The following is a 21933-nucleotide window of genomic DNA, read 5'->3' on the forward strand; positions in this document are numbered from 1 at the left end:
ATTTCACTCCTCATGTAATAATGCCTCTAAGATACCTACTAACTCTTCTTTCTGAATCTGCGCATACCGTGCATTTTCAATTGCTGTTTCAAATGCCTGTTCAATTCTCTTCAGATACTGCTCGCGAACCATTTCATTATCCCTTGGCAGAACAACGCTGCCTTTGCCCTGCCGGGCTGCAACAAACCCCTCCTGTTCTAATTCACTGTAAGCCCTGGTTGTTGTGATTACGCTGATTCCCAGGTTCTTAGCCAGCTGCCGGATAGAAGGAAGTGTCTCTCCTTCCGGAATTGTCCCATTCATAATCTGCTCTTTTATCTGCTCTTTTATTTGTACATAAATCGGTAGCTCCGACTGGTTTGAAACAATGACTTTCAAACGATCACTCCTTATCAATATTGATATTATAGTATATACTGTATATGTATCATTATATACAGTTGTTTGTATTTGTCAATAGTAAATTCCAAAATAAAATGATTCACCCATGATTCACCCTATAGCGATATGTATACGCAAAAAATACCGCAGCCTTTCGGCGCGGCATTTTCACTTCAATATACTGATCGATACATTATACTGCAAATAAATCATTAAAGGCTTCGCTCATTGTCGGATGTGTATAGATCTGGTCTCTTAAAATCTGATAATCCAGATCTGCATCCATCGCAAGCTTGATTAAATTAATCATTTCATACGATTCCTCGCAAAAAAGCATCGCCCCCAGAATCTTATTTGTATCTTCATCTATTATAACTTTTAATAAACCATCCGGCTGCTTTAATACCTGTGCTTTAGGAATTGCAGCGGCAGCAAGCTTTGCAATTTTAACATGATATCCGGCTTTTCCAGCCTCATCTTCATTTAATCCCACCCTGGAAAAAGAGGGTGTTATAAACACACTGTAGGGTACATTCTGACGTTTCTTCTCATTATACTGACCTCCGTTTAACTGAGACCAGACGATTCGGAAATCATCCAGGGAAACATATGTAAACTGCAGACCGCCAACCACATCTCCCATAGCCCAGATATTTGGTGCCGTAGTTTTTCGGTTCTCGTCTACCTTTACCGCGCCTCTGGACGTAAGCTCTACGCCGGCTGCTTCTGCATTTAATTCTGCCGTATTAGGTTTTCTTCCGGTAGCGACCAGAATTGCATCTGCTTCTAATTCCTGCCTTTCACCTTTCCAGACAACGGTTAAGGATGCATGATCCCCATTATTATGAATCTGCTCAATCTGAGCACCCAACCGAAATGTAACACCGGAATTCTCAAGTGCACTTTTAATCGCATCTGCAATGTCACGGTCCTCACGTTTAATCAATATCTCACCATCCTGAAGCACCGTCACTTCTGATCCGAAACCGGAATAAATGGAGGCAAATTCCAGTCCGATATATCCGCCGCCGATAATAACCAGCCTCTTTGGCAATCTTTCCAGGTCCATTAAAGTTTCACTAAAATATACATAGGGATTATCTTTGATCCCATTTATTTCCAGAATGACAGGGGTTCCTCCCGTATTAATAAAGATCTGCCCCGCTTCCAGTTCCTGTACTTCATTTTTCATTTGTACCTTTACTCTGGTATTGGATAAAAAGCTGGCTGTTCCATTATAAATGGTCACGTTTGGCAAATCATCCAGTTTTGCAAAATTTTTCCCACGGAGCATAGCTGTCAGATTTCTTTTCTCATGGATAGCCTTGGCATACCAGTCAGCCTTTTGCGCAAAATCAGTTCCCTGGTTCCTTCTTGCTGTCTGCGAATTACGGACAAGGGATTTTGAAGGAATACATCCTACATTAATACAGGTACCTCCATACATCTGATCTGATTTTTCCACCAGTGCAACGCATTTTCCCTGTGCCGCCAGCTTTCCTGCAAGTGTCTTACCACCTTTGCCAAAACCAATTATTAATGCATCATATTCCTTCATTTTAAATCCTCCTTTTCCCGTATTTCATGAAATTTTATTTTACCTGTTCCAGTAAATCATTTATAATTGTTTCCCAGTCTGCTTTGCTTCTGGCACCCGTCTGAATTTCTCCCACCTGTTTGCCATCTTTATCTACAAATATTGTGGTGGGAACTACCGAGGCATCCTGAAGCGGTCCCATCAGTAAATCCATAGACGGGAGTAAGTGGGTATAACCTGCACCCGTTTCTTCAATTGCATACTTCGCCGTCTCGATCTGGGAAGCAGAAATTGTGCCGTCATTTGTAATAACGTCTGTTACGATTCCAACGATCTGGAATCCTTTATCTGCATATTCCGTATTAATTTCACCCAACTCGGGCATTTCACGCAAACATGGCCCGCAGAAAGTTGCCCAGATATTAACCATCGTAAGCTCATGATCTTTAAAAATATCCTGGGTTACTTTATTTCCGTCAATATCCGTTGTAGTAAATGCGCTGAGGCTCGGGTTGTCATTCTGGGCCTCCATAATTTTTGAATCCCCAACGGCTATCGGGGTTTCCTTTGTCTCTTTTTCAGAATCTGCATTCTCACTGCCGGATACCGTATCATAAGACCAGTCGTTAATGCCGCCAAAATCATATACATTAGTGTATCCCGCTTTCAGCATCTTCTTGGCTGCCTGACTGCTGCGGTTGCCGCTTCTGCAATAGATCAAGATCTCCTGGTTTAAATCCGGAAGCTGCGCTAAAGGTTCTTCTCCGATTTCCTCATTTGGAATCAGAACCGCTCCGTCAATATGTTTTTCATCATACTCTTCCTGGGTGCGTACATCCAGAATAACCAGATTATCCCCGCTGTCGATCCTTTTCTTTGCTTCCTCTGCCGTAAGCTTTTGATATTCTGCCTTACCGGCTGTCTCTGATGTATTTTGACCAGCCTCTGTAGTACTCTGTATATTTTCTTTGGTCTCTTTTGGCGAAGATTCTGCTCCGTTACTGCCACAGGCGCTCAATACCACTGCTGCCGAAATCAAAATTGCTCCCATAACTAACCGTTTATGCTTCATTTTTGCCTCCTCATCAATTCATATCTGTTTAATTGTTATTGAAATTGTTACAGTTGATACTGTAATGTTATCAGTTACAGTTAGGTTTGTCAAGTACTTTTGTACATTATTTCCTTTAAATAGATATTTATACTTTATTATCGCTGATGTATCTTACCGGCTTCAATCAGCCGCATCAAACGCTCACAGTGTACCGCATCAACACCTTTGCCTCCCCCTTCTTTAGCAATCACAGTGAACTACTTTTTCAAAATCATAATCTAAAAGCCGATGGTAATAATGCCCCATTTCATCAAACGTAAAGCAATAGTGGAACTCATCTATATGCTTATCCTGGAAAGTAATCACATACTGGAATTCAGAATGTTGGATTTCCTCTACGGTGATATGTTCCGAAACCTCCCGGAAAACGTCAATAATCTCCTCCAGTCCGCAGGCTGGTCCCTGTAATACCTGAACAAGTTTTTTCAGAAATTCACGGCTGGTATTGTTCTCATAGATATACTTTACCCCTTCTTTTGGAACTGCAAACTCATATCTTCCTGCCTCGAACTTTACTTTCAAATCGTGAAAATGCGGTTTCACAAATTCTGCAAATTCAGCCATGCAGTTCTGCAAAGACGTTTCTTCCATTTCCCCGGTATCCAGCAAATAACAGATCAGCCCCGGATCATAAAAGACACTGACGCTTTTTCCTTCCATATAACCAATCTTAACCATACCTTCAAATATCATATCTGATATATTTTTTTCTAAATGTGTAAAATTATAGTTTTCCATTACAATGCCTCACTTTCAAATATGCTCCGGGTCTTAAAAATACTAGTATATCCGACACTGGTACCCGTCAGTTTTCGGTTTTTGACAGACAGGTACAATGATTTTCAGACACGATTTTCAGACACGCTTAATCATTATTGTAACAAATTTTACTGATTTCTTCCAGCGTATTTTAAAATTAAAACGTATGCCAAAAACTTCATCTTATCTCTCCAACGGATTCCGTAATGCATCGATCATCCGGTTTAATTTTCTGAAGTTGCGTAAATGGAGTACTAATATCAGCACATAAATACAGCAGTAAATTGTCATTATGACTCTGAATACCAAACTGTTCCAATTTGCCCCTCTATTTATAAGAGGTATAATAAAGCAGCACAAAAGCACGGTAAAAAAAGTGGTAAGCAAAATAACCTGACGCTTCAATATCTTTTTACAGCACTCTGCTTTTGAAGTGTTATCACTGAAGATTTGGTTTTCTTCAACTGATTCTGATTTCTTTTTGCGAAAATAGTAAAAACTGTTCAGCTTCATCAGATATTCCCATCCATAATCTTCATAGATAGCAAGATAACCGGATTCATCATTTTCTTCATCATTATAATCCAGCTGATAAATATATTCTTCCGGCCGGCAAGCTTCAAACCGGTACGTAAATCCACCTGTTCCCAGAAACCTCCATCCTCTTCGATGCTGTTCCATCAAAAAACGCTCTTCATCTTTAAAATCAGCAATAGAAAAAAATTTATGCATTTTCTTGATTTCCATAATACCGCTCTCCTTTACTATTTTGATATAATCTTTGTATCCTTTTTAATTCTATCTGCAGGATCTGTTCTCCAAGAGGTGTTATGCGATAAGACTTTCTCTTATTCTCCTCTTTTGTAAAACGGATCAGTCCATCTTTTTCCATTTTAGATAAACTGCCGTACATTGTGCCCGGGCTGATTACAATCTCGTCTGAAGTAATCTCCTTCACATGCTGCATAATATTATATCCGTGCATTTCATTTTGCAGAGAGAATAAAATATAAAATCCTGTTTCTGTCATTGGAATATATACACGTTTAATTTTTTCATCCATTTTCTACATCCTTCTTTTCAGCATTCACTTTTATTTTTCCTTAATATTTATTGCATTCTTCACCTCGATACATCGCACTGCTATATATCGTACTTTGAGTATATCGCATTGCGATATAAAAGTCAATACAAAAAAAACCTTCTGCCATTCAGACAGAAGGATATTATAAACCATTTCAGCTGCAAAGCGTCCCCTGAATCTATTTCATATATCCACCCTTCATAGGGGACACCGCATGTTGCGCAAATATATTTAAAACACCAGACTTATACTTTTCTTTAGCCGGTTTCCACTCTGCTTTTCTTTTATCGAGAATCTGCAGGATTTCTTCCTCACTGCATTTTTTTCCATCTATCCCGGCGATTCGAAGAACTCTGTTTTTAATATCCATTTCAATCAGATCATCTTCTTTTACCAGAGCAATCGGACCTCCTTCTGCCGCCTCGGGAGACACGTGTCCGACTGCCGGTCCTTTGGATGCTCCGGAAAAACGCCCATCGGTTATAAGAGCTATCGTTTTTCCCAGTTCTGCATCAGAGGAAATGGCTTCCGTTGTGTAGAACATTTCCGGCATGCCGCTTCCTTTAGGACCTTCATAACGGATAATTACTGCATCCCCCGGCTTAACATCGTGATTCAGTACTGCCGCTATCGCATCTTCTTCACAATCAAACGGACGTGCACGAAGAAGTGCTTTGAACATTTCTTTTGGTACCGCAGAATGTTTGACAACTGCTCCATCCGGTGCCAGATTTCCCTTCAGGATTGCAACCGTTCCATCGGATCCAATGGGATCATCGAAGCTTCTGATAATATCGGTACGCTTTAAATTCCATTTTTCCAAATATCCACTGCATTTTTCATAAAATCCGGAGTTTTCTAAATCCTCCAGATTTTCGCCCAATGTCTTTCCGGTGACTGTCATGGCATCCAGATGCAGCATACTCCTGATTTCTTCCATAATTGTGGGTACACCGCCAGCATAATAGAAAAACTGTGCCGGCCATTTTCCAGCGGGACGGATATCCAGCAGATAGTGTGCTCCCCGATGCATCCGGTCGAAACTTTCTGCATCAAATTCTATACCAAATTCATGTGCAATCGCAGGGATGTGAATCAGGCTGTTGGTAGATCCCGAAATTGCTGCGTGAACCATTACTGCATTTTCAAAACTTTCCTTTGTTACAATATCCCGTGCCTTAACTCCTTCTTTTGCCAGCTGTACCGCACGAACCCCCGCTTTGTATGCAACTTCTTTTAAATCTTCACAGGTTGCAGGCATAAGTGCACTTCCCGGCAGCATCAGCCCCAGCGCTTCTGCCATTATCTGCATGGTAGATGCGGTACCCATAAAGGAACATGCTCCGCAGGATGGGCATGCGTGCTGTTTATAGAATGTAAGCTTCTCATTCGATATTTCCCCTCTCTGACACATGGCACTATAGGCGCCGATCTGCTCCAAAGTGAGCATATCCGGACCGGCATCCATAACCCCTCCGGTAACAATGATACTTGGTATATTGATTCTTCCGATACCCATCAGATGCGCCGGGACACTCTTATCACAGCTTGCAATGAACACTCCGGCATCAAAAGTTGTGGCATTTGCATGGATCTCAATCATATTAGCGATCATATCCCGGCTGACAAGGGAATAATTGATACCATCATGTCCCTGAGCCATTCCATCACATATATCCGTGGCATAATATCTGGCTGCTTTTCCACCATGTTCATTAATACCCCGAACAGACTCTTCTACAAAGAGATTCAGATGTGCACTTCCCGGGTGGCTGTCCCCATAAGTACTCTCAACCATAATCTGTGGTTTCTCTAAATCTTCCACGGACCATCCCATTCCCATTCTAAGAGGATCCATTTCCGGTGCCAGCTGACGAATTTTTTGACTGTTATACATAGTTCATTCTCCTTTTTATACATACGATCTTTTATTCTCACCTTTACGCGTCAATTCATACGATGTTTTATGCTATGAATATAAATCTTTCATTCTTAAAAGTCAAGTATCAGATGGAATATCGTAAATTTTGTATGTATTTCTGCTTTTGTTTTGTTCATTATTCTCAAAATTCATAGGATGACTTTTACTGGATTTATTTATATGAAGAAACCATTGAAAATCAACCCGTGATACTATATAATCATTTCCAGGAAGGTGATCATATGAATTCAGAACAAAATCAAGATAAAAAGAATCTTACCGGACAGGCATCCGATTTTATTATTCAATATATTAACGAACAGCATTTACAGCCTGGGGACCGTCTGCCGAACGAAACAGTATTCTCTAAATCACTGCAGATTGGACGTGGAACCGTACGGGAAGCGATGAAATTACTGGAATCCAGAAATATTGTTGAAATCAGACAGGGTTCCGGCACTTATGTATCTGCCAAAAAAGGGGTTGCCGACGATCCTCTGGGACTTATTTTCATAGATGATAAAGAAAGCCTCGCTAAAGATCTGATGGAAATCCGTTTTATGATTGAACCATCAATTGCGGCTATGGCTGCCCAGAATGCCAATGAGCAGGAAATCCTGCAGATACAGGGACTCTGCCAGGAGATCGAATCGCTGATGCGTGCAGGTATAAACCATACACAAAAAGACATTGAATTTCACACGGCCATTGCCATGAGCAGTAAAAATGTGGTAGTACCCCGGCTGATTCCCATAATCAACAGCACTATTGAGTTATTCATTGATTTAACCGAGAATACTTTAATAGAAGAAACTCTTCAAAGCCACCGTGATATAGTGAATGCCATTTCCAGGCACGATGCAGTAGGTGCCCAGGATGCCATGTATCTTCATCTTGTATATAACCGCCGTCGTATCCGTAATTAACATGGTGTAAATATTTTTTTATAAAATCAGAAACCCCAGCCGCAGATCCTTCACGTTATCTGCAGCCGGGGCTTCTTTTATATTCTAATCTTAGGGAGATTGAACATGCTATTTTCCATTAATGGATATTTGTTTAACAGTTTTATCTATTTTCGAATTCTCTTTTTAGAATCAATTCTTTACCGGAAATACCAGGCTGCGTCATGTTAAGCGGCTCCAGAATGGTATCTATCTCTGCTTCATTTAACAGCCCTTCCTGTACCACCAGTTTTCGTACCGGTGCACCGCTTTTAATTGCTTTTTTAGCTACTTCCGCTGCTTTCTGATATCCTACGTGAGGACAGATGGCGGTAATCGTTCCAACGCTGTTTTCTACTAATTCCTTACATCTTTCTTCATTAGCCGTAATTCCGGTTACGCAGTTGTCTACAAAAGTCTGAACAGCATACCCCAGGGTATCAATCGACTGGAAAAGACAGTAAAATACAATGGGTTCAAAAGCATTTAATTCCAATTGTCCTGCTTCTGCGGCCATGGTAATGGTCATATCATTTCCGATAATGTTAAACGCAACCTGATTTACTACTTCCGGAATTACCGGATTTACTTTGCCAGGCATAATAGAGGAACCATTTTGTTTTGCCGGAAGATTGATTTCCCCAAATCCTGCCCTTGGTCCGGATGACATTAAACGAAGGTCATTCGCAATTTTAGACAAGGTAACTGCACAGGCTTTTATTGCTCCTGATACGGCTACAAACGGGTCCAGGTTCTGGGTTGCATCGATCAGATCAAATGCCTGAACAAATCCAATACCGGTAATCTCAGAAAGATTTGGCACAATTCTTTTTAAGTACTGTTCGTCTGCATTCAGTCCGGTACCAATGGCTGTTCCTCCCATGTTGAGGGTGAGCATTTCCTCCATTGCTTTATCCATACGGTTAATATCTCTTTGTATAGCTACCGAATAAGCGCGGAATTCCTGTCCCAGACGAATGGGTACTGCATCCTGCATCTGTGTTCTTCCCATTTTGATCACATGGTCAAATTCCTGGGCTTTTGCACAGAATGCTTTATACAGTCTTTTTAATTCCTTTTGGGCATTCTTAAGCAGGTTCAGGGAAGTCATTTTACCGGCAGTGGGGATTACATCATTTGTGGATTGCCCGCAATTTACATGATCATTGGGGTTTACGATACTGTAATCACCTTTTTCGCCGCCCAATATCTCAATTGCCCTGTTGGCAATTACTTCATTGGCATTCATGTTCAGTGAAGTTCCCGCCCCGCCCTGAATGGGATCTACAATAAAATGTTTGTGCAAATGTCCGTCTAATATCTCATCACAAGCCTGTACAATGGCATCTGCTATTTTTTTATCCAGCTGCCCTACTTCACAGTTTGTGATAGCAGCTGCTTTTTTTATGTATGCAAGGCTGTTGATAATCTCCGGATGCATAAATAACCCTGTAATCTTGAAGTTTTCTGCCGCTCTTAAGGACTGTACCCCGTAGTATACATTTTCCGGAACATCTTTCGTCCCTATTGAATCATTCTCCATACGATACTTTACGCCATCCAGCTTTACTTTTTCAACCATGATACCTGATCTCCTATCTTCTTTGCCGTGTATTTTATACTTTTTTTGTTTTGATTTGCTTTGTTTTGATTGACCTCATTATATACGAGGGTTATAATATAATCAAATACAAGTTTTTTTATATAACTTATAACCTGTATGTTATATCACATTGGAGGCGGACTATGTTTTCATCAATGAAATATATTTATGAAGTATATAAGGAAAAAAGCTTTTCCAAAGCGGCTAAGAATCTGTACATTTCCCAGCCCGCTTTAAGTGCCACTGTAAAACGGACAGAGGAACAAATCGGTGCACCTATTTTTGACCGCAGCAGCAATCCCATACGGCTGACGGACTGTGGCGAAAAATACATTCTGGCAATCGAACAGATTCTCAGTATTCAAAACGATTTTACCAATTATGTCACGGATTTAAACCAATTAGAAACGGGCAGCCTCTCCATCGGAGGCAGTAATCTGTTCTCCTCTTACGTGCTGCCACCTTTGATTTCGGAATTTACCCGGCTTTATCCGAAAATCCATGTTGATCTTCTGGAAGAAAGTACTTCCAGGCTGGAACAACAGCTTTTAACGGGCACACTTGACCTGATTATTGACAACTATGTGTTTGACGAAGCAGTCTTCGCAAAGCATTTGTATCAGGAAGAACATCTGGTTCTGGCTGTACCTAAAGCACTTTCTATCAATCAGACACTTGAGGATTACCAGATTGATCCGGCTGCCATTCGTGACGGCAGTTTTCTGAATACCGGATTCCCGTCTGTACCTCTGATTTCTTTTCAGGATGAGCCTTTTGTTTTCCTGAAAACAGAAAATGATACCGGAGAGCGGGGGCTTACCATCTGCCAGAACCATGGTTTTAAGCCAAATATTATCCTGAAACTGGACCAGCTGATGACTGCATATAACGTTACCTGTTCCGGGATGGGCATCTCTTTTATCAGCGACACGCTGGTTGCCTGTGTACAGCCTCATCCCGATGTGCTGTATTATAAAGTGGATGACAGTAAAATCGGACGAAACATATATTTCTTCCGTAAACAGAATAAATATATGACCCGTTCCATGCAGGAGTTTCTGAATCTGGCATCCAGAAAGTCACAGCTGTAAGTTTCAGACAACATAAAAATCTGAATAGCAGCGGAACAAAAGCCGAACTGCTGCTGCCCGGTTGACACCCTCGCTTAAAAGGTATAACATGGATTTATTATAAGCTTATGGCTTCATTTATGCTTATGGCTTCATTTATGCTCATGGCTTCATTTATATGAGTTTCTATTATGGATATTCCATACTATTATTTCATTAAATTCATTAAATACAGCGAAAGGAGTTACTTTGTAATGAACTATAATTATACCCTGGTGGACTGGCTGCTGTTTTTCTACATCTACTGCTTTATCGGCTGGTGTATTGAATCCACCTTTGTTTCTGTCAAACAAAAAAAATTTGTGAACCGCGGGTTCATGAGAGGGCCATTTCTACCACTATACGGAAGCGGAGCTGTGCTGATGCTCTATGTATCCATTCCGGTTCGCAATAATCTTCTAATGACCTTTCTGTCAGGCTGTATTGCAGCTACAGTTCTGGAATATGTCACGGGAGTTGCCATGGAAGCACTTTTCAAAGTCCGTTACTGGGACTACAGTGATCAGCCCTTTAATTTCCAGGGTCATATCTGCCTCAGCTCTTCCATCGCATGGGGATTTCTAACAATTGCCCTGGTAAAATTCATCCATGGTCCGGTAGAACATCTGGTGCTCTCACTGAATGATTCTCTGGCTTCCATCACAGCTACCGCTCTGACTGTTATAATCACAGCTGACCTGGCACTCTCCTTTAAAGCTGCACTGGATATCCGCAATATGCTGGAAAAGATGACAAAAGCAAAGGACGAACTTTTAAAAATTCAAACCAGGCTGGACGCCATTATTGCATTTTCGGACACTTCTTTTAGTGACAGGGAAACGCCCAAAGAAAGTTTCACACAGACGGCGCGGACTCAGCTTGGCGAGTTAATGCAGGGAATTCGCGAACGGCTGGATACCCTTACGAAAAATGCTTTTGAGAATAATGACAGTGCAAAAGAAAATACGGCACAGTTTCGCGATGAGCTGGAACATTTAAAAGAGAAGTATATTATTGAAAGAGAAAAGAGAAATTCCCTGCGGGAACGCCTTGGATTTTACAAAAGAGATATGTTAAAAAGCCATCCCACTGCAAATTCCAAAAAGTTTAAAGATGCTTTCATTGAATTGAAATCTGCAGCGGAAGAGCGTAAGAAAAAGTAATAGCCGGAATCTATTGTCCTTTCCAGGATTTTGGTCTGCATAAGGTTTTGGGCAGCTTAGTATTCTCATTACCCTGAGCGGCATTCACCTGGGCCTGGGTGAGAAAAAGACTTTCGCTCAGGTCTGCATTTCGAATATTTGTATCCCGCATATCCGCTCCCAGGAAATTCGTTCCGAACAAACTGCAGCCCTCCAAATTAGCCGCAATCAGCAGGGACATGCTAAGATCCTGTCCATCCAGATTAGCTTTTTTGAAATTTTTCCCCATATTATCGGATCTTCTGACCGTGTTTTTTCCGGGAGCAATGGAATTGGCTGTAAGTTCTTCTGCTTTTTTCAATATAAGGTTAACCCTGGTACGGTATTCCTCAATATCAATCTGTAATATTTGATCAGGCGGAAGTGCTGTCATGTTCTTGTATTCGGTAATCAGGGCATCGATATCTTCCGCCAGCTTTTCAGCCGGAATGACAGCAGCTGCTTCCGCCAGGTACCACACCATCTGATGCAGCTGCCAGACCGCCAGAAACACCTGGAAAATCTCAGATGCCGCTTCCGGACGCTGCTTCCATGACACGCCTCCATAAATATCACTGGTCACTTTCTGCCCTGCACCGAGACAGTCAAATGCCATGCATCCTTTCAGATTGTACTGCATCAGTTTTTTATGCACGGCACAGCTAAAATCTGACATAAGATTCGTACAGGGTTTCCCGGCTGGTTTATCATTTGGGAAACCCTCTGATTTTGAAAAATATAATGCGGTGCAGCAAAGCCCGCTGCATTTTCTACAGTCTATTTTCAGGCTCCGGACTAATTCTTTATATTTCGTTGATTTATGTAATGTTTGCATCTGTCTTCCTTTCCTGGCAAACCGCCATTACCATTGGCATTTCTTGGATAGATACGCAAATCTGCATAATTTATATTTTACCCCATGAAATTATCATTGGCAACAAAAAAAGCAGCCAGGTGTACGGAACCGTTGCGGGCTGCACCTTAAAATTTACGATGTTCAGCTTAACCTGGAGCATCAGACGTATGAGCCCTCATACTATTTAGTTCCTTATGAAGTTGAACTGCCATAAATACGGTTATCAGGGCAGAGATAACATCAGAAACAGGTTGTGCATATAGAATTCCGTTCATTCCCCAAATAAATGTAAGTAACAATATGACGGGTATAAAGCAGATCCCCTGTCTGCAGGCTCCAAGGATAAATCCTTCTTTTGCTTTTCCAAGTGCAAGAAATAATGAGGAATAGACGGTGTAGAAGCCAAAAAGGAAGAAAGAAATTCCATAAGCCGCCAATGCTTTTTGACCGGTCTTGATCAGTTCCGTATCATTTTTTGTGAATTGTGAAATGATTTGCGTTGAAAATAATGAGATAATGAAACCAAAAATCACGCAGAATACGGTTGACCAAATTATGGTAGTTTTAATCGCTTCATATAAGCGGTCATATTTTCCAGCTCCATAGTTATAGCCTGCTATGGGTTGAAATCCTTTAATAAAACCAAACACCATCAGACTTCCCATGGAAACAATTCTAGTGACATCGCCCATACCTGCGATTACAGAGTCCCCATATCCGTTTATTTTTGCTATTCCGCTGATGAGGGCGATGGAAATACTTGTTAATAACTGAAAGATCAACGTTGGCACACCGATCTTAAATATTTCAGATAAAATTCCTTTAGCAAAATAGCAATCCTGAAATCTAAAACTGAAATTACTCTTTTTACTGAAAATATAGAACAAATAAACAACTGTAGATACTACCTGTGAAATAGCTGTTGCAATCGCAGCTCCGGCGATGCCCAAGTCCAGTGTATAGATAAATACCGGGTCTAAGATCACATTCAGTATAGCTCCAGCCAATAATGCAAACATCGTTGTTTTAGCAGAACCTTCGCTGGTTACAATGTTATTCATAGTGACATTGAAAACATTAAATATAGATGAAATGATATAAATACTTGTATACGTCACCGCATAAGGCAAGATACTATCTGTTGCCCCCAGTAGTTTCAATATTGGGTTTAGAAAAATTATCGTACAGATGATAACTGCTGCACCGGCAATCACGCTGCAGTACAGAGCGGTACTTGCAACTTTATTTGCAGTATCTTTATCACCGCGCCCTAATAACCTGGAAATATAGGATGCGGCTCCATTTCCAAACAGAAGCCCCAGCCCTACAATGACTTGTCCCAGCGGAAAAGCAACCGCTATTGCACCATTTTGCGCAGTTCCCAATCCCGCAACAAAATAAGCATCAACCAAATTGTATAGTGCATTCACCATCATACCAATCATGGTCGGCAGACCTAAAGCTAACAGCGCTTTTGGAATCGGTACCTTTCCTAATAAATCTGTTTTCTTGTTTTCTTTACTCATCACAAACTCCTTCCTTATCCCGAAACTGGTTATAAAATACAGTACTATAAATTATAGTATATAAGGTAACGATTATGATACTACTATAATTTATAGTAGTTGTCAATAAGGATTGGAGATATTTTTTTGGATGGTATTTTATTGTTAGGAAATCTCATTGCCTGCTCCGAGTATTCCGCCAGTGCGGGTTTAAAATTGGCTCTTTTTATAATTGGCGAGTTTTATAATTGCTTTCTGACAGCTGTGCATCATACTTTGTGGGGAATTTGTTCCAAAAGCAGAAGGCGTTGCGGGCTACGCTGACTATTTTCGGGACAAATTCCACGTTTATGTTATCGTCTGTTCGGGAATACGATTTACAGAACAAAAATAACTGTATAACTCCATTGTTTCTTCTTCCTGCTCTGTTCCGACTGCATTATTACAGATATCATAGATGATCTTCTGCATGGTCTCATTTTGAAAATACTTAAACGGGACTCTGCCCCACTGATCAGGAAACGCTTCTCGCTTAAAATATCTCCAAAATGAAATTCTATTCTCATAAGGCAGAATCAATTTATATTTATGATGGAGTTTTATCTGTTGATCCTTACATTCTTTTCCCCAGAAATATTCATCTGCCATTGCTATTCCGATTATACATCTTTCATCTTCTCCACCATTTCCACAATCAGTCAGGATGACTGCTGAATTCGGTTGCACATTTGACGGTGTTCTTGGTCTGCCTTTCATTTCGCCGCTTAAAAAGCATCCCGTTTCAACATAATCCAAATTTGTAATTTCTTCCTCCAGAATATCATATGCCACTTGCGATTTTAAAGGAATTTTCATTGTATACATACGGTTACGGTACTTAATATCCCTTTCCATTCTTTGCTTTCCCGTTTCAATTACCCTTAAGCGTTCCTCATTTAACTTTTCTATTTTCGTTTGAATAGAGATGTTCTTTAACGTTAAATACTGTTCAAATGCTTCAGGAAATAGAAACAATTTCTCACTTTTTGCAAAGCAGACTGTAATTTTATTTTCAGAAAGCTCTGTTATCACACCTTTTCCATATTTCTTATGCTTTACTGCTTGACCTAATATATTCATTGAATTCCTCCCTAAAAAAAGAGCCTTTCCTGCACAACACTTAAGTGTCAACATTCCAAGCTCTTTTTGTTGTTCTCACATACGCCAAATAGTTATTCCTCCGGCTGTGCCTGAGTCTGCTGCTTTCTTTCACTTATGCGCAGCACAATCTCATCAGTATCTACCTGTAATTCAATTTTATCACTCATAAGTTCTGGAATATCCTTAACGGTAAGTATAACACCTGTTTTCAGTCCGTCAGCATCAATCGTGATTGTATCAATCATATCCCCTGGTAAAGAAGCATATGGAATTTCCATAAGCAATTTTTCCAACTGCCCTCCAAGTTTTTTATCATTTGCAAGAAGAATATGAATGACACTATTGACTTTTTCATCTGTTGTTAATGCCTGAAAGCTAATGTGCAAAATTTCATCATTTAATGGATTGAAAGATTTTTCCTTGATTTGTACCGGAATAATCTTTCCATCAAGATCCAGTGAAAGTTTGCTGCCTTCACGTTTCTGGCGAATCAATCTGCGCGCTGTCGTTTCTTCCAACTGAATGGAAAGTGACTCTGGCAGGGATTTACCAAACACGTTACCCGGAATCATACCGAGACGTCTCATTTTCTTTGCCTTTACAGTAAAATCACGCTTTTGAACACTAATGTTTTCCATTTTTTAATTCCTCCTGTATTTTGTGATTTATGTTTATTTGTTGCCTTAAAACATTACAATCGGTGAACCCCTGACAAGCCTATAAAAAAAAGAAGAGCTCTTCATACAACGCCGCTAAGCGTAATACCAAAAGCCCTTCTTTAAGACGGTTCTTTTTATTTTCAATTGATTGTAATGAATGTAGTATAACATAGAATTAAAAAAAAAGCAAATTGCAGAAATATATTACAAACTACGTTCAACACATATGATCATTTATCATATAAATTTGTTAATTCACTGACATTGTTTCAATTAATGATAATTTATTTTGATGCTTCAACATAGCCCCTGTCACTATAACTGTACATAAAACCACAAGGATACAATACACTGCGGCAATTCCAAACGGGAATTGATAATTCAAATAAGTCATAAGTCCATTTTTCAAGAATAAACAAAGGAGATTCCCAATACCTCCACCTATGAAAAGAGATAACACCAAGCCGATTTCTATGATAATCAATCCTTCATAGCGCACCATAGAAGCAAGCTGTTTTTGTGACATTCCAACCGAGCGCATAAGGGCAAATTCTTTTTGCCGGGTTATGATACCAGTCAGTATAGTATTAACTAAATTCATAACTGCAAAGCATCCAATCAAGGCAACTGCAACCATAAGCGCAAGTTTCATTCCCTGCAGGAAATTCTCATTTTGTGCAATCGCTGCAGACAGTGTTGTAATTTTAAGTTCTGGTGTCTCAGTCATAATCTGGTCTATTTCCATTTCGGCTTGTTGTTCTAACTGATTAGAAACACGAATTGTATACTGATACGCTGTATTGCAGGATGCAAGATTATTCATGGCATCCAAAGGTAACATGAAACTATCTATTTTATCTCCGTTATCCCCTATCTTGCTTTGATCAAGAATCATACCAATCTCAAAATCCATATTACGACAATTAGATCCATCAAATACTTTTAACGTAATAGTTTGCCCAACCTCTAAATGAATATTCAAATTCTTTTCCAAATCATCGGGTCTGCCAATAATAAGCTGGTTTTTCATAGCCATTTTATCATAATCCAACATGGTTCCCTCTGCAGCACAAGACTGTATCAACTCCATATCTTCACGATTAAAACTTACAATGGCAGCATCAGATTCCTCCGCCTCAAGTTCAGCAGATACCGGAAGATAATGATACTCAGTGATAGATTCCATTCCCGAAATACCGGATAAGGTAGCCTTTACACCATCTGTAAACGGATTTGATTCTTGAATTTTCTCTAACGACTGATTCAGCAATGTTTCATTGCTTATATTAATAATGAACTGCCCTCGTGGGAATCCTGACAGAGACATATCTTCTGCATTGATGGAGGAAAGAATCGAAGACACTCCCAGCAGCAATGTACCCGTAATAATCAATGACATAATCGTCAGAGCATTCTTCTTTCGGTTACTCGCTATCTGTTTTTTTGCTAGCATGGCAGGTGAGATTTTCATTGGCCGAAATGTCTGATTTTCTTTTTCCACCTGTGTTCCAATATAACGATATGCATCTATAGGCGATACTGTTGCCGCTATCATAGCAGGTTTTCTAATGGAAAGTCTTACCGTTATATACACCAGGACAGCGACTAATGGACATACCCATAACAGACTACCAGGCTGAAATCCCTGTGGAATTAGTAAATAGGATAATACCGCTCCCGCCGCGAGACCGATTGGAATGGATATTACAGATAGCGAAAATCCCTCACGAAACACCAGTTTCTTGACTTGCCTTCCAGTCATACCAATTGTCCGTAACTGCCCATACTCTTTAATTGAATTGATAATGGCAATATAAAAAATACAGTATATCACCAAAACGCCTGCCACAATAATAACAGCCAGTCCGGCGATTGCTGCCCCGACTAAAAAGATAGATGGTTTGGACAGATTGATATATGCCTCATTCATAGATGGCATTTTTTCAATACCTGCACTTTTTATAACTTTTTTAACTGATTCCTCAATATCTGCTTTGGAGTCAGCTGAACTTGTATTTACCCGAATCATAACCGAGGGAGGAAAGTTTTCCCACCCTTTCTGTGCAACATAATATTGTTCAGAAACAATGGCAGCGTATAAAGTTCGGTCCGTCCCTGCAGCTCCCGTTTTCAAATACCCGGAAATCACAAAATCCGTTTTTTCCTGTGTGCCGGGCATAGTAATGGAAATTGTATCACCTATCCCAGCATTTATCCCCAGATAATCCAGATAATCTTTTTCGATAAGTATTTCGTTTTCTGATTCTGGCATCTTTCCATCTGCCACAGCTAAGCCATTCACCGTGAGGGCATCTGAATTAGAATAAGAAACATTCAATCGACTGTTCTTTTCCTTACTGCTTCCCATAGCGGCGGAAAGACCAGACAACCTCACTTGTTCATTTAATTGAATCTTCTCAAACTGTTTTTGACTAATGCCCGAAACAAGTGCGTGATAGGAACCCGTAATGCTATTTCCACCATTTCTGTTTACAGTTGCAATACCTGAAATCAAAAGTAATACCGTAGACATTAGCATGGTTGCTAAGGTAATTGCAGAGATAGAAATTCTTTTTTTCAGTTTATCATGCTTCAATTTAGCAAAAGCTATTTTATAAGTAATCGCACTTGTGTCATTTTCAAAAGGCCAAGTCATAGCCAGCCACCTCCTATTCTATGCTCTTGCCATCTTCGATTCGCACAATACGGTCTGCAAGCTGGGCAATCTCATTGTTATGGGTAATCATTACAATCGTTTGATTAAACTCTCCGCTGGTGCGCTTCAAAAGTCCTAGCACATCGGCGCTGGTTTTACTGTCAAGGTTCCCGGTTGGTTCGTCGGCAAGGACTATGGCAGGTTTGCTAATGAGTGCACGGGCAATTGCAACCCGCTGCTGTTGTCCTCCTGAAAGATTATTGGGCATATTCTTTAATTTATCCTCCAATGCCAGCATCCTTACAACCTCATCCATGAATTTCTGATCCACTGTATTGCCATCAAGCTCTACCGGCAGGACAATATTTTCATACACGTTTAAAATCGGCACCAGATTGTAGTTCTGGAATATAAATCCAATATTGCGACGACGAAAAATTGTCAATGCTTCATCGTTCTTTTTGGCAAGTTCTTCCCCCCTGACAATTACACTGCCAGAAGAAGGTGTATCAAGCCCGCCCATCATGTTCAGCAGCGTAGATTTTCCACTTCCGGATGTTCCAACCACTGCTACAAATTCCCCCTGCTCCACGGAGAGATTTACACCATCCAGGGCACGGGTAATGTTTGGCTCCACTCCGTAATATTTTTTCAGATTAAAAGTTTGTAAAACACTCATATTCCAATACTCCTCACTTTCAATGTTCTTCAACTGTTGATGGGACTATTATAAGATTCAAATGTCACAGAAATGTCCGAGGTATAGACAACTTTTTCTAAAAATCAGTCTCGAATGTTACAAATCACGGACATTTCAAAAAAATAAAGCGGCAATCCTCCCAAAAGGGCTGATCACCGCTTCATCATTTGCATGGAAGAAAAACAGAAAAGATGGAACCTTTTCCAACCTCCGACGTAACTTTCATATAACCGCCCTGTCGTGTGATTATTTCACGGGCCAAATACAACCCAATACCAACACCTGGCTCATCGTGTACTGCTTCCTCCCGGTAAAAGCGCCGAAAAATGGATGCCTGATTACTCTCTGGAATCCCTTTGCCAGTATCAGCAATATCCAGCTTTACATACATTTCCCATTGTTCTACTGAAACACTGATCCTGCCACCGGCGGTAGTATATTTTACTGCGTTGTCCAGCAGATTGAAAAGAGCCTCCGTCGTCCATTTGCTGTCATGGGACAGGTGTAAATCCTCCGGACAGTTAACTGTCACAGAAATATTCTTTTTTTCAGCGCCATAGACAATACCACTCATAGCCTGCGCAAGTGTGGTATACAACATGCAATCGTTCTTTTCTAAATGAATAGCTCCTGTTTCCAACCGAGAGGTTTTTATAAGAGACTGGAAGAGAAAATCTAATTTATCGGTTTGATTTTGGATACCTTGCAAAAAGTCTATTCGCTCCTGTTCTGTGACTGACTTTGTCAGTAACGTGTCAGTTACCATTCTAAGATTACTAACTGGCATTTTTACCTGATGGGAAATGTCTGATACCAGTGTTTGAAGTTCCTGACGTTCCTGATCCACCTTGCGTCGATTTTCCCGCATAATATCATATAGCCGGGAAATCCGGTGAATAATGCAGGCAAAGAGTGTTTCGCTGTCAATATCCTGCTCTGGCTTATCATTGCCGCTTATCATGTGGTCCAAAGTTTGGCACAGGTCGCCGGTAAACATGGATAAGCGTCTGCCAAAACAATATACCAGAAGGAACAGCCAGACAAGAGCGCAAACCGTCAACATCACACCAGCCCAAAGCATAAGGGTGTTCTCAATAAGTATGTAAAAGAACACGCTAATTATTAGCATGGAGCATATTGCACCTGCTCCGATGAGCAGACACATATTTTTGACTGAAAGACATTTCTGCTTCATTTCCGTTCACCCCCAGTCCATTGATACCCCATTCCATAAACCGTTTTAATGTAGGTGTCTCCCTCTGCTTCGATTTTCCCTCGTATGCGGCTAATAGCAGTTGTCAGGGTGTGTTCGTCCACATAATTATCCTCTGCGTCCCATAACTTTTCTAGCAGTTGACCACGGGTAAGTACCTGGTTGGGATTTTTACAAAATAAGTTCAACATCTTAAATTCCATTGAAGAAATCGTCAGCATTTTTCCATTCAGATTGGCAGTCAACTCCGAAAAATCAAGAAACAATCTGCCATCATTGTAAATATCTTTTGTTGGTTTGTGGTGTTCCAACATTGCAAACATTGCATTGATTTTTCTCTGTAAGGCACCAATGGAAAATGGTTTTGTAATATAGTCCACTGCTCCCACCTCATAGCCCCGTATCTGGTCGCTTTCCTGATCGTTGGCAGTCAGAAATATGACTATCGTATCCGGATGTTCCGGTTTAATTAACTGACAAACATCATATCCGTTGCCATCCGGCAGATTGATATCCAGCAGCACCAGTTCAAATGACTTTGTGTTCAGTTCTTCAGCGGCTGTATGTGCGTTTAATGCTGTGGTAACATCATAGCCATCCGATGTCAGATTGTAGGCCAGCGTTTTATTCAAAAGTGTGTCGTCCTCGACAATTAAAATCTGTTTCATATCGTCATTTCCTCGCTTCAAATTTTGTATTTAGTATAACAGGCAAATGTCCTTAAAATGTTACATGGCATTCAATAAATAATATTATATTTTGCTACACGGATTAAAGCAAGTTATAGAATTCAAAGAAGCCAGGTGACACAAGCAAAAAAACCTTACCAATTTTCAATCATTTTTGAAAATCAGTAAGGTTTTTCTATGTCATATTGAAATAAATTTTACTCATTTAGTGAGAGCCAATGTTGCCAAATCTTTGCCGCAGCTTAAATAAATTTGTTTGGAATCCGCTTAAACACTGGGTTCTTTAGCACTTACATCATTCCCACTCAATCGTAGCAGTAGGCTTCGGACTCATATCATAACAAACACGGTTTACATTCTTCACTTCTTTTAATATTCTGTCCGTGATTTTCAGTAATACCGGCCAGTCTACCTGTTCAATGGTGGCACTCATGGCATCTATGGTATTAACCGCACGAATGATGACCGGATATTCAAAGGATCTTGCATTATCTCTTACACCAACTGATTTGAAATCAGGAACAACCGTAAAATACTGCCATACAGTCTTGTCAAGACCAGCTATTTCGAATTCTTCCCGCAGGATTGCATCCGATTCCCGTACCGCTTCCAGACGCTCTCTGGTAATTGCGCCAAGACATCTTACGCCTAATCCGGGTCCCGGGAAAGGCTGACGGAATACCATGCCATCCGGCAGTCCCAGTTCCAAACCACAGGCTCTTACTTCGTCTTTAAATAACTGCTTTAACGGCTCTACCAAACCAAATTTCATATCTTCAGGAAGACCGCCTACATTGTGATGGGATTTGACCATCTTCGCTGTCTTCGTGCCACTTTCCACTATATCCGGGTAAATTGTTCCCTGACCTAAGAAGTCAATTC

At 40.4% G+C, this 21933-nt stretch carries 20 protein-coding genes and 1 pseudogene; 3 read left to right on the forward strand and 18 right to left on the reverse strand.

The features are described from left to right. Positions 1–3: 3 nt before the first annotated feature. The 7 genes from RHS_RS19725 to ilvD all read right to left on the reverse strand — a co-directional run bounded on the left by RHS_RS19725 (position 4) and on the right by ilvD (position 6772). Positions 4–378 (reverse strand): GntR family transcriptional regulator, encoded by a 375-nt coding sequence (locus RHS_RS19725; RefSeq protein ID WP_027293239.1) that lies wholly within the window; start codon positions 376–378, stop codon positions 4–6. Between the two features lie 196 nt (positions 379–574). Then, positions 575–1939, reverse strand: coding sequence for an FAD-dependent oxidoreductase (locus RHS_RS19730; protein ID WP_047834134.1), 1365 nt, complete (start codon positions 1937–1939; stop codon positions 575–577). A gap of 34 nt (positions 1940–1973) precedes the next feature. Further along, positions 1974–2990: a rhodanese-like domain-containing protein gene (locus tag RHS_RS31440; protein ID WP_395023050.1), complete on the reverse strand. Its 1017-nt coding sequence runs from the start codon at positions 2988–2990 to the stop codon at positions 1974–1976. A 222-nt stretch (positions 2991–3212) separates the two neighbouring features. Further along, positions 3213–3770 (reverse strand): DUF3877 family protein, encoded by a 558-nt coding sequence (locus tag RHS_RS19745; RefSeq protein ID WP_027293237.1) that lies wholly within the window; start codon positions 3768–3770, stop codon positions 3213–3215. A gap of 204 nt (positions 3771–3974) precedes the next feature. After that, entirely contained in the window at positions 3975–4538 is a 564-nt protein-coding gene (locus tag RHS_RS19750; RefSeq protein ID WP_027293236.1) for a DUF2812 domain-containing protein, read from the reverse strand. Continuing rightward, on the reverse strand, positions 4516–4854 hold the full coding sequence (locus RHS_RS19755) for a PadR family transcriptional regulator (RefSeq protein WP_027293235.1): 339 nt from the start codon (positions 4852–4854) through the stop codon (positions 4516–4518). The genes RHS_RS19750 and RHS_RS19755 overlap by 23 nt, the downstream gene beginning before the upstream one ends. A 199-nt stretch (positions 4855–5053) precedes the next feature. After that, complete coding sequence (ilvD, locus tag RHS_RS19760; RefSeq protein ID WP_027293234.1) at positions 5054–6772, reverse strand: dihydroxy-acid dehydratase; 1719 nt, start codon at positions 6770–6772, stop codon at positions 5054–5056. A 266-nt stretch (positions 6773–7038) separates the two neighbouring features. On the opposite strand from ilvD, the gene RHS_RS19765 reads away from it, so the two are divergent. Further along, entirely contained in the window at positions 7039–7722 is a 684-nt protein-coding gene (locus tag RHS_RS19765) for a FadR/GntR family transcriptional regulator (RefSeq protein ID WP_027293233.1), read from the forward strand. Positions 7723–7864: 142 nt separating this feature from the next. Here RHS_RS19765 and RHS_RS19770 read toward each other — a convergent pair whose 3' ends face one another. After that, complete coding sequence (locus tag RHS_RS19770) at positions 7865–9322, reverse strand: aspartate ammonia-lyase (RefSeq protein ID WP_044289245.1); 1458 nt, start codon at positions 9320–9322, stop codon at positions 7865–7867. Between the two features lie 164 nt (positions 9323–9486). On the opposite strand from RHS_RS19770, the gene RHS_RS19775 reads away from it, so the two are divergent. Further along, the gene (locus tag RHS_RS19775; protein ID WP_027293231.1) at positions 9487–10434 is read left to right on the forward strand and encodes a LysR family transcriptional regulator; all 948 of its coding nucleotides are present in this window, start codon (positions 9487–9489) and stop codon (positions 10432–10434) included. 233 nt (positions 10435–10667) lie between these two features. Continuing rightward, positions 10668–11615: a putative ABC transporter permease gene (locus RHS_RS19780; RefSeq protein ID WP_047834135.1), complete on the forward strand. Its 948-nt coding sequence runs from the start codon at positions 10668–10670 to the stop codon at positions 11613–11615. 10 nt (positions 11616–11625) lie between these two features. Here RHS_RS19780 and RHS_RS19785 read toward each other — a convergent pair whose 3' ends face one another. From RHS_RS19785 to RHS_RS19825, 10 genes and pseudogenes are all read right to left on the reverse strand, one after another. Beyond that, the gene (locus RHS_RS19785) at positions 11626–12468 is read right to left on the reverse strand and encodes a pentapeptide repeat-containing protein (protein WP_047834136.1); all 843 of its coding nucleotides are present in this window, start codon (positions 12466–12468) and stop codon (positions 11626–11628) included. Between the two features lie 167 nt (positions 12469–12635). Then, complete coding sequence (locus RHS_RS19790; RefSeq protein ID WP_047834137.1) at positions 12636–14015, reverse strand: MATE family efflux transporter; 1380 nt, start codon at positions 14013–14015, stop codon at positions 12636–12638. Between the two features lie 205 nt (positions 14016–14220). Continuing rightward, the gene (locus tag RHS_RS31445; RefSeq protein WP_377145771.1) at positions 14221–14340 is read right to left on the reverse strand and encodes a DUF6783 domain-containing protein; all 120 of its coding nucleotides are present in this window, start codon (positions 14338–14340) and stop codon (positions 14221–14223) included. Positions 14341–14342: 2 nt separating this feature from the next. Beyond that, the gene (locus tag RHS_RS19795; RefSeq protein WP_027293228.1) at positions 14343–15113 is read right to left on the reverse strand and encodes a hypothetical protein; all 771 of its coding nucleotides are present in this window, start codon (positions 15111–15113) and stop codon (positions 14343–14345) included. Between the two features lie 92 nt (positions 15114–15205). Then, entirely contained in the window at positions 15206–15772 is a 567-nt protein-coding gene (locus tag RHS_RS19800; RefSeq protein WP_027293227.1) for a 5S rRNA E-loop-binding protein, read from the reverse strand. Between the two features lie 271 nt (positions 15773–16043). After that, positions 16044–18449, reverse strand: coding sequence for an ABC transporter permease (locus RHS_RS19805; RefSeq protein WP_047834138.1), 2406 nt, complete (start codon positions 18447–18449; stop codon positions 16044–16046). 13 nt (positions 18450–18462) lie between these two features. Beyond that, positions 18463–19128 (reverse strand): ABC transporter ATP-binding protein, encoded by a 666-nt coding sequence (locus RHS_RS19810; protein ID WP_044294249.1) that lies wholly within the window; start codon positions 19126–19128, stop codon positions 18463–18465. Between the two features lie 184 nt (positions 19129–19312). Then, the gene (locus tag RHS_RS19815) at positions 19313–20344 is read right to left on the reverse strand and encodes a sensor histidine kinase KdpD (RefSeq protein ID WP_047834139.1); all 1032 of its coding nucleotides are present in this window, start codon (positions 20342–20344) and stop codon (positions 19313–19315) included. Further along, on the reverse strand, positions 20341–21030 hold the full coding sequence (locus RHS_RS19820) for a response regulator transcription factor (protein WP_047834140.1): 690 nt from the start codon (positions 21028–21030) through the stop codon (positions 20341–20343). The genes RHS_RS19815 and RHS_RS19820 overlap by 4 nt, the downstream gene beginning before the upstream one ends. A gap of 316 nt (positions 21031–21346) precedes the next feature. Then, a pseudogene (locus RHS_RS19825) lies at positions 21347–21933 on the reverse strand (glutamine-hydrolyzing GMP synthase); the annotation flags it as partial.

Source organism: Robinsoniella sp. RHS, assembly GCF_001029355.1.
Classification (GTDB): domain Bacteria; phylum Bacillota; class Clostridia; order Lachnospirales; family Lachnospiraceae; genus Robinsoniella; species Robinsoniella peoriensis.

Bases quoted from the DNA above. Each gene is read 5' to 3' on its own strand.
- RHS_RS19730 (WP_047834134.1), bottom strand. From the start codon at position 1,939: ATGAAGGAATATGATGCATTAATAATTGGTTTTGGCAAAGGTGGTAAG.
- RHS_RS31440 (WP_395023050.1), bottom strand. From the start codon at position 2,990: ATGAAGCATAAACGGTTAGTTATGGGAGCAATTTTGATTTCGGCAGCA.
- RHS_RS19745 (WP_027293237.1), bottom strand. From the start codon at position 3,770: ATGGAAAACTATAATTTTACACATTTAGAAAAAAATATATCAGATATG.
- RHS_RS19750 (WP_027293236.1), bottom strand. From the start codon at position 4,538: ATGGAAATCAAGAAAATGCATAAATTTTTTTCTATTGCTGATTTTAAA.
- RHS_RS19755 (WP_027293235.1), bottom strand. From the start codon at position 4,854: ATGGATGAAAAAATTAAACGTGTATATATTCCAATGACAGAAACAGGA.
- ilvD (WP_027293234.1), bottom strand. From the start codon at position 6,772: ATGTATAACAGTCAAAAAATTCGTCAGCTGGCACCGGAAATGGATCCT.
- RHS_RS19765 (WP_027293233.1), top strand. From the start codon at position 7,039: ATGAATTCAGAACAAAATCAAGATAAAAAGAATCTTACCGGACAGGCA.
- RHS_RS19770 (WP_044289245.1), bottom strand. From the start codon at position 9,322: ATGGTTGAAAAAGTAAAGCTGGATGGCGTAAAGTATCGTATGGAGAAT.
- RHS_RS19775 (WP_027293231.1), top strand. From the start codon at position 9,487: ATGTTTTCATCAATGAAATATATTTATGAAGTATATAAGGAAAAAAGC.
- RHS_RS19780 (WP_047834135.1), top strand. From the start codon at position 10,668: ATGAACTATAATTATACCCTGGTGGACTGGCTGCTGTTTTTCTACATC.
- RHS_RS19785 (WP_047834136.1), bottom strand. From the start codon at position 12,468: ATGCAAACATTACATAAATCAACGAAATATAAAGAATTAGTCCGGAGC.
- RHS_RS19790 (WP_047834137.1), bottom strand. From the start codon at position 14,015: ATGAGTAAAGAAAACAAGAAAACAGATTTATTAGGAAAGGTACCGATT.
- RHS_RS19795 (WP_027293228.1), bottom strand. From the start codon at position 15,113: ATGAATATATTAGGTCAAGCAGTAAAGCATAAGAAATATGGAAAAGGT.
- RHS_RS19800 (WP_027293227.1), bottom strand. From the start codon at position 15,772: ATGGAAAACATTAGTGTTCAAAAGCGTGATTTTACTGTAAAGGCAAAG.
- RHS_RS19805 (WP_047834138.1), bottom strand. From the start codon at position 18,449: ATGACTTGGCCTTTTGAAAATGACACAAGTGCGATTACTTATAAAATA.
- RHS_RS19810 (WP_044294249.1), bottom strand. From the start codon at position 19,128: ATGAGTGTTTTACAAACTTTTAATCTGAAAAAATATTACGGAGTGGAG.
- RHS_RS19815 (WP_047834139.1), bottom strand. From the start codon at position 20,344: ATGAAGCAGAAATGTCTTTCAGTCAAAAATATGTGTCTGCTCATCGGA.
- RHS_RS19820 (WP_047834140.1), bottom strand. From the start codon at position 21,030: ATGAAACAGATTTTAATTGTCGAGGACGACACACTTTTGAATAAAACG.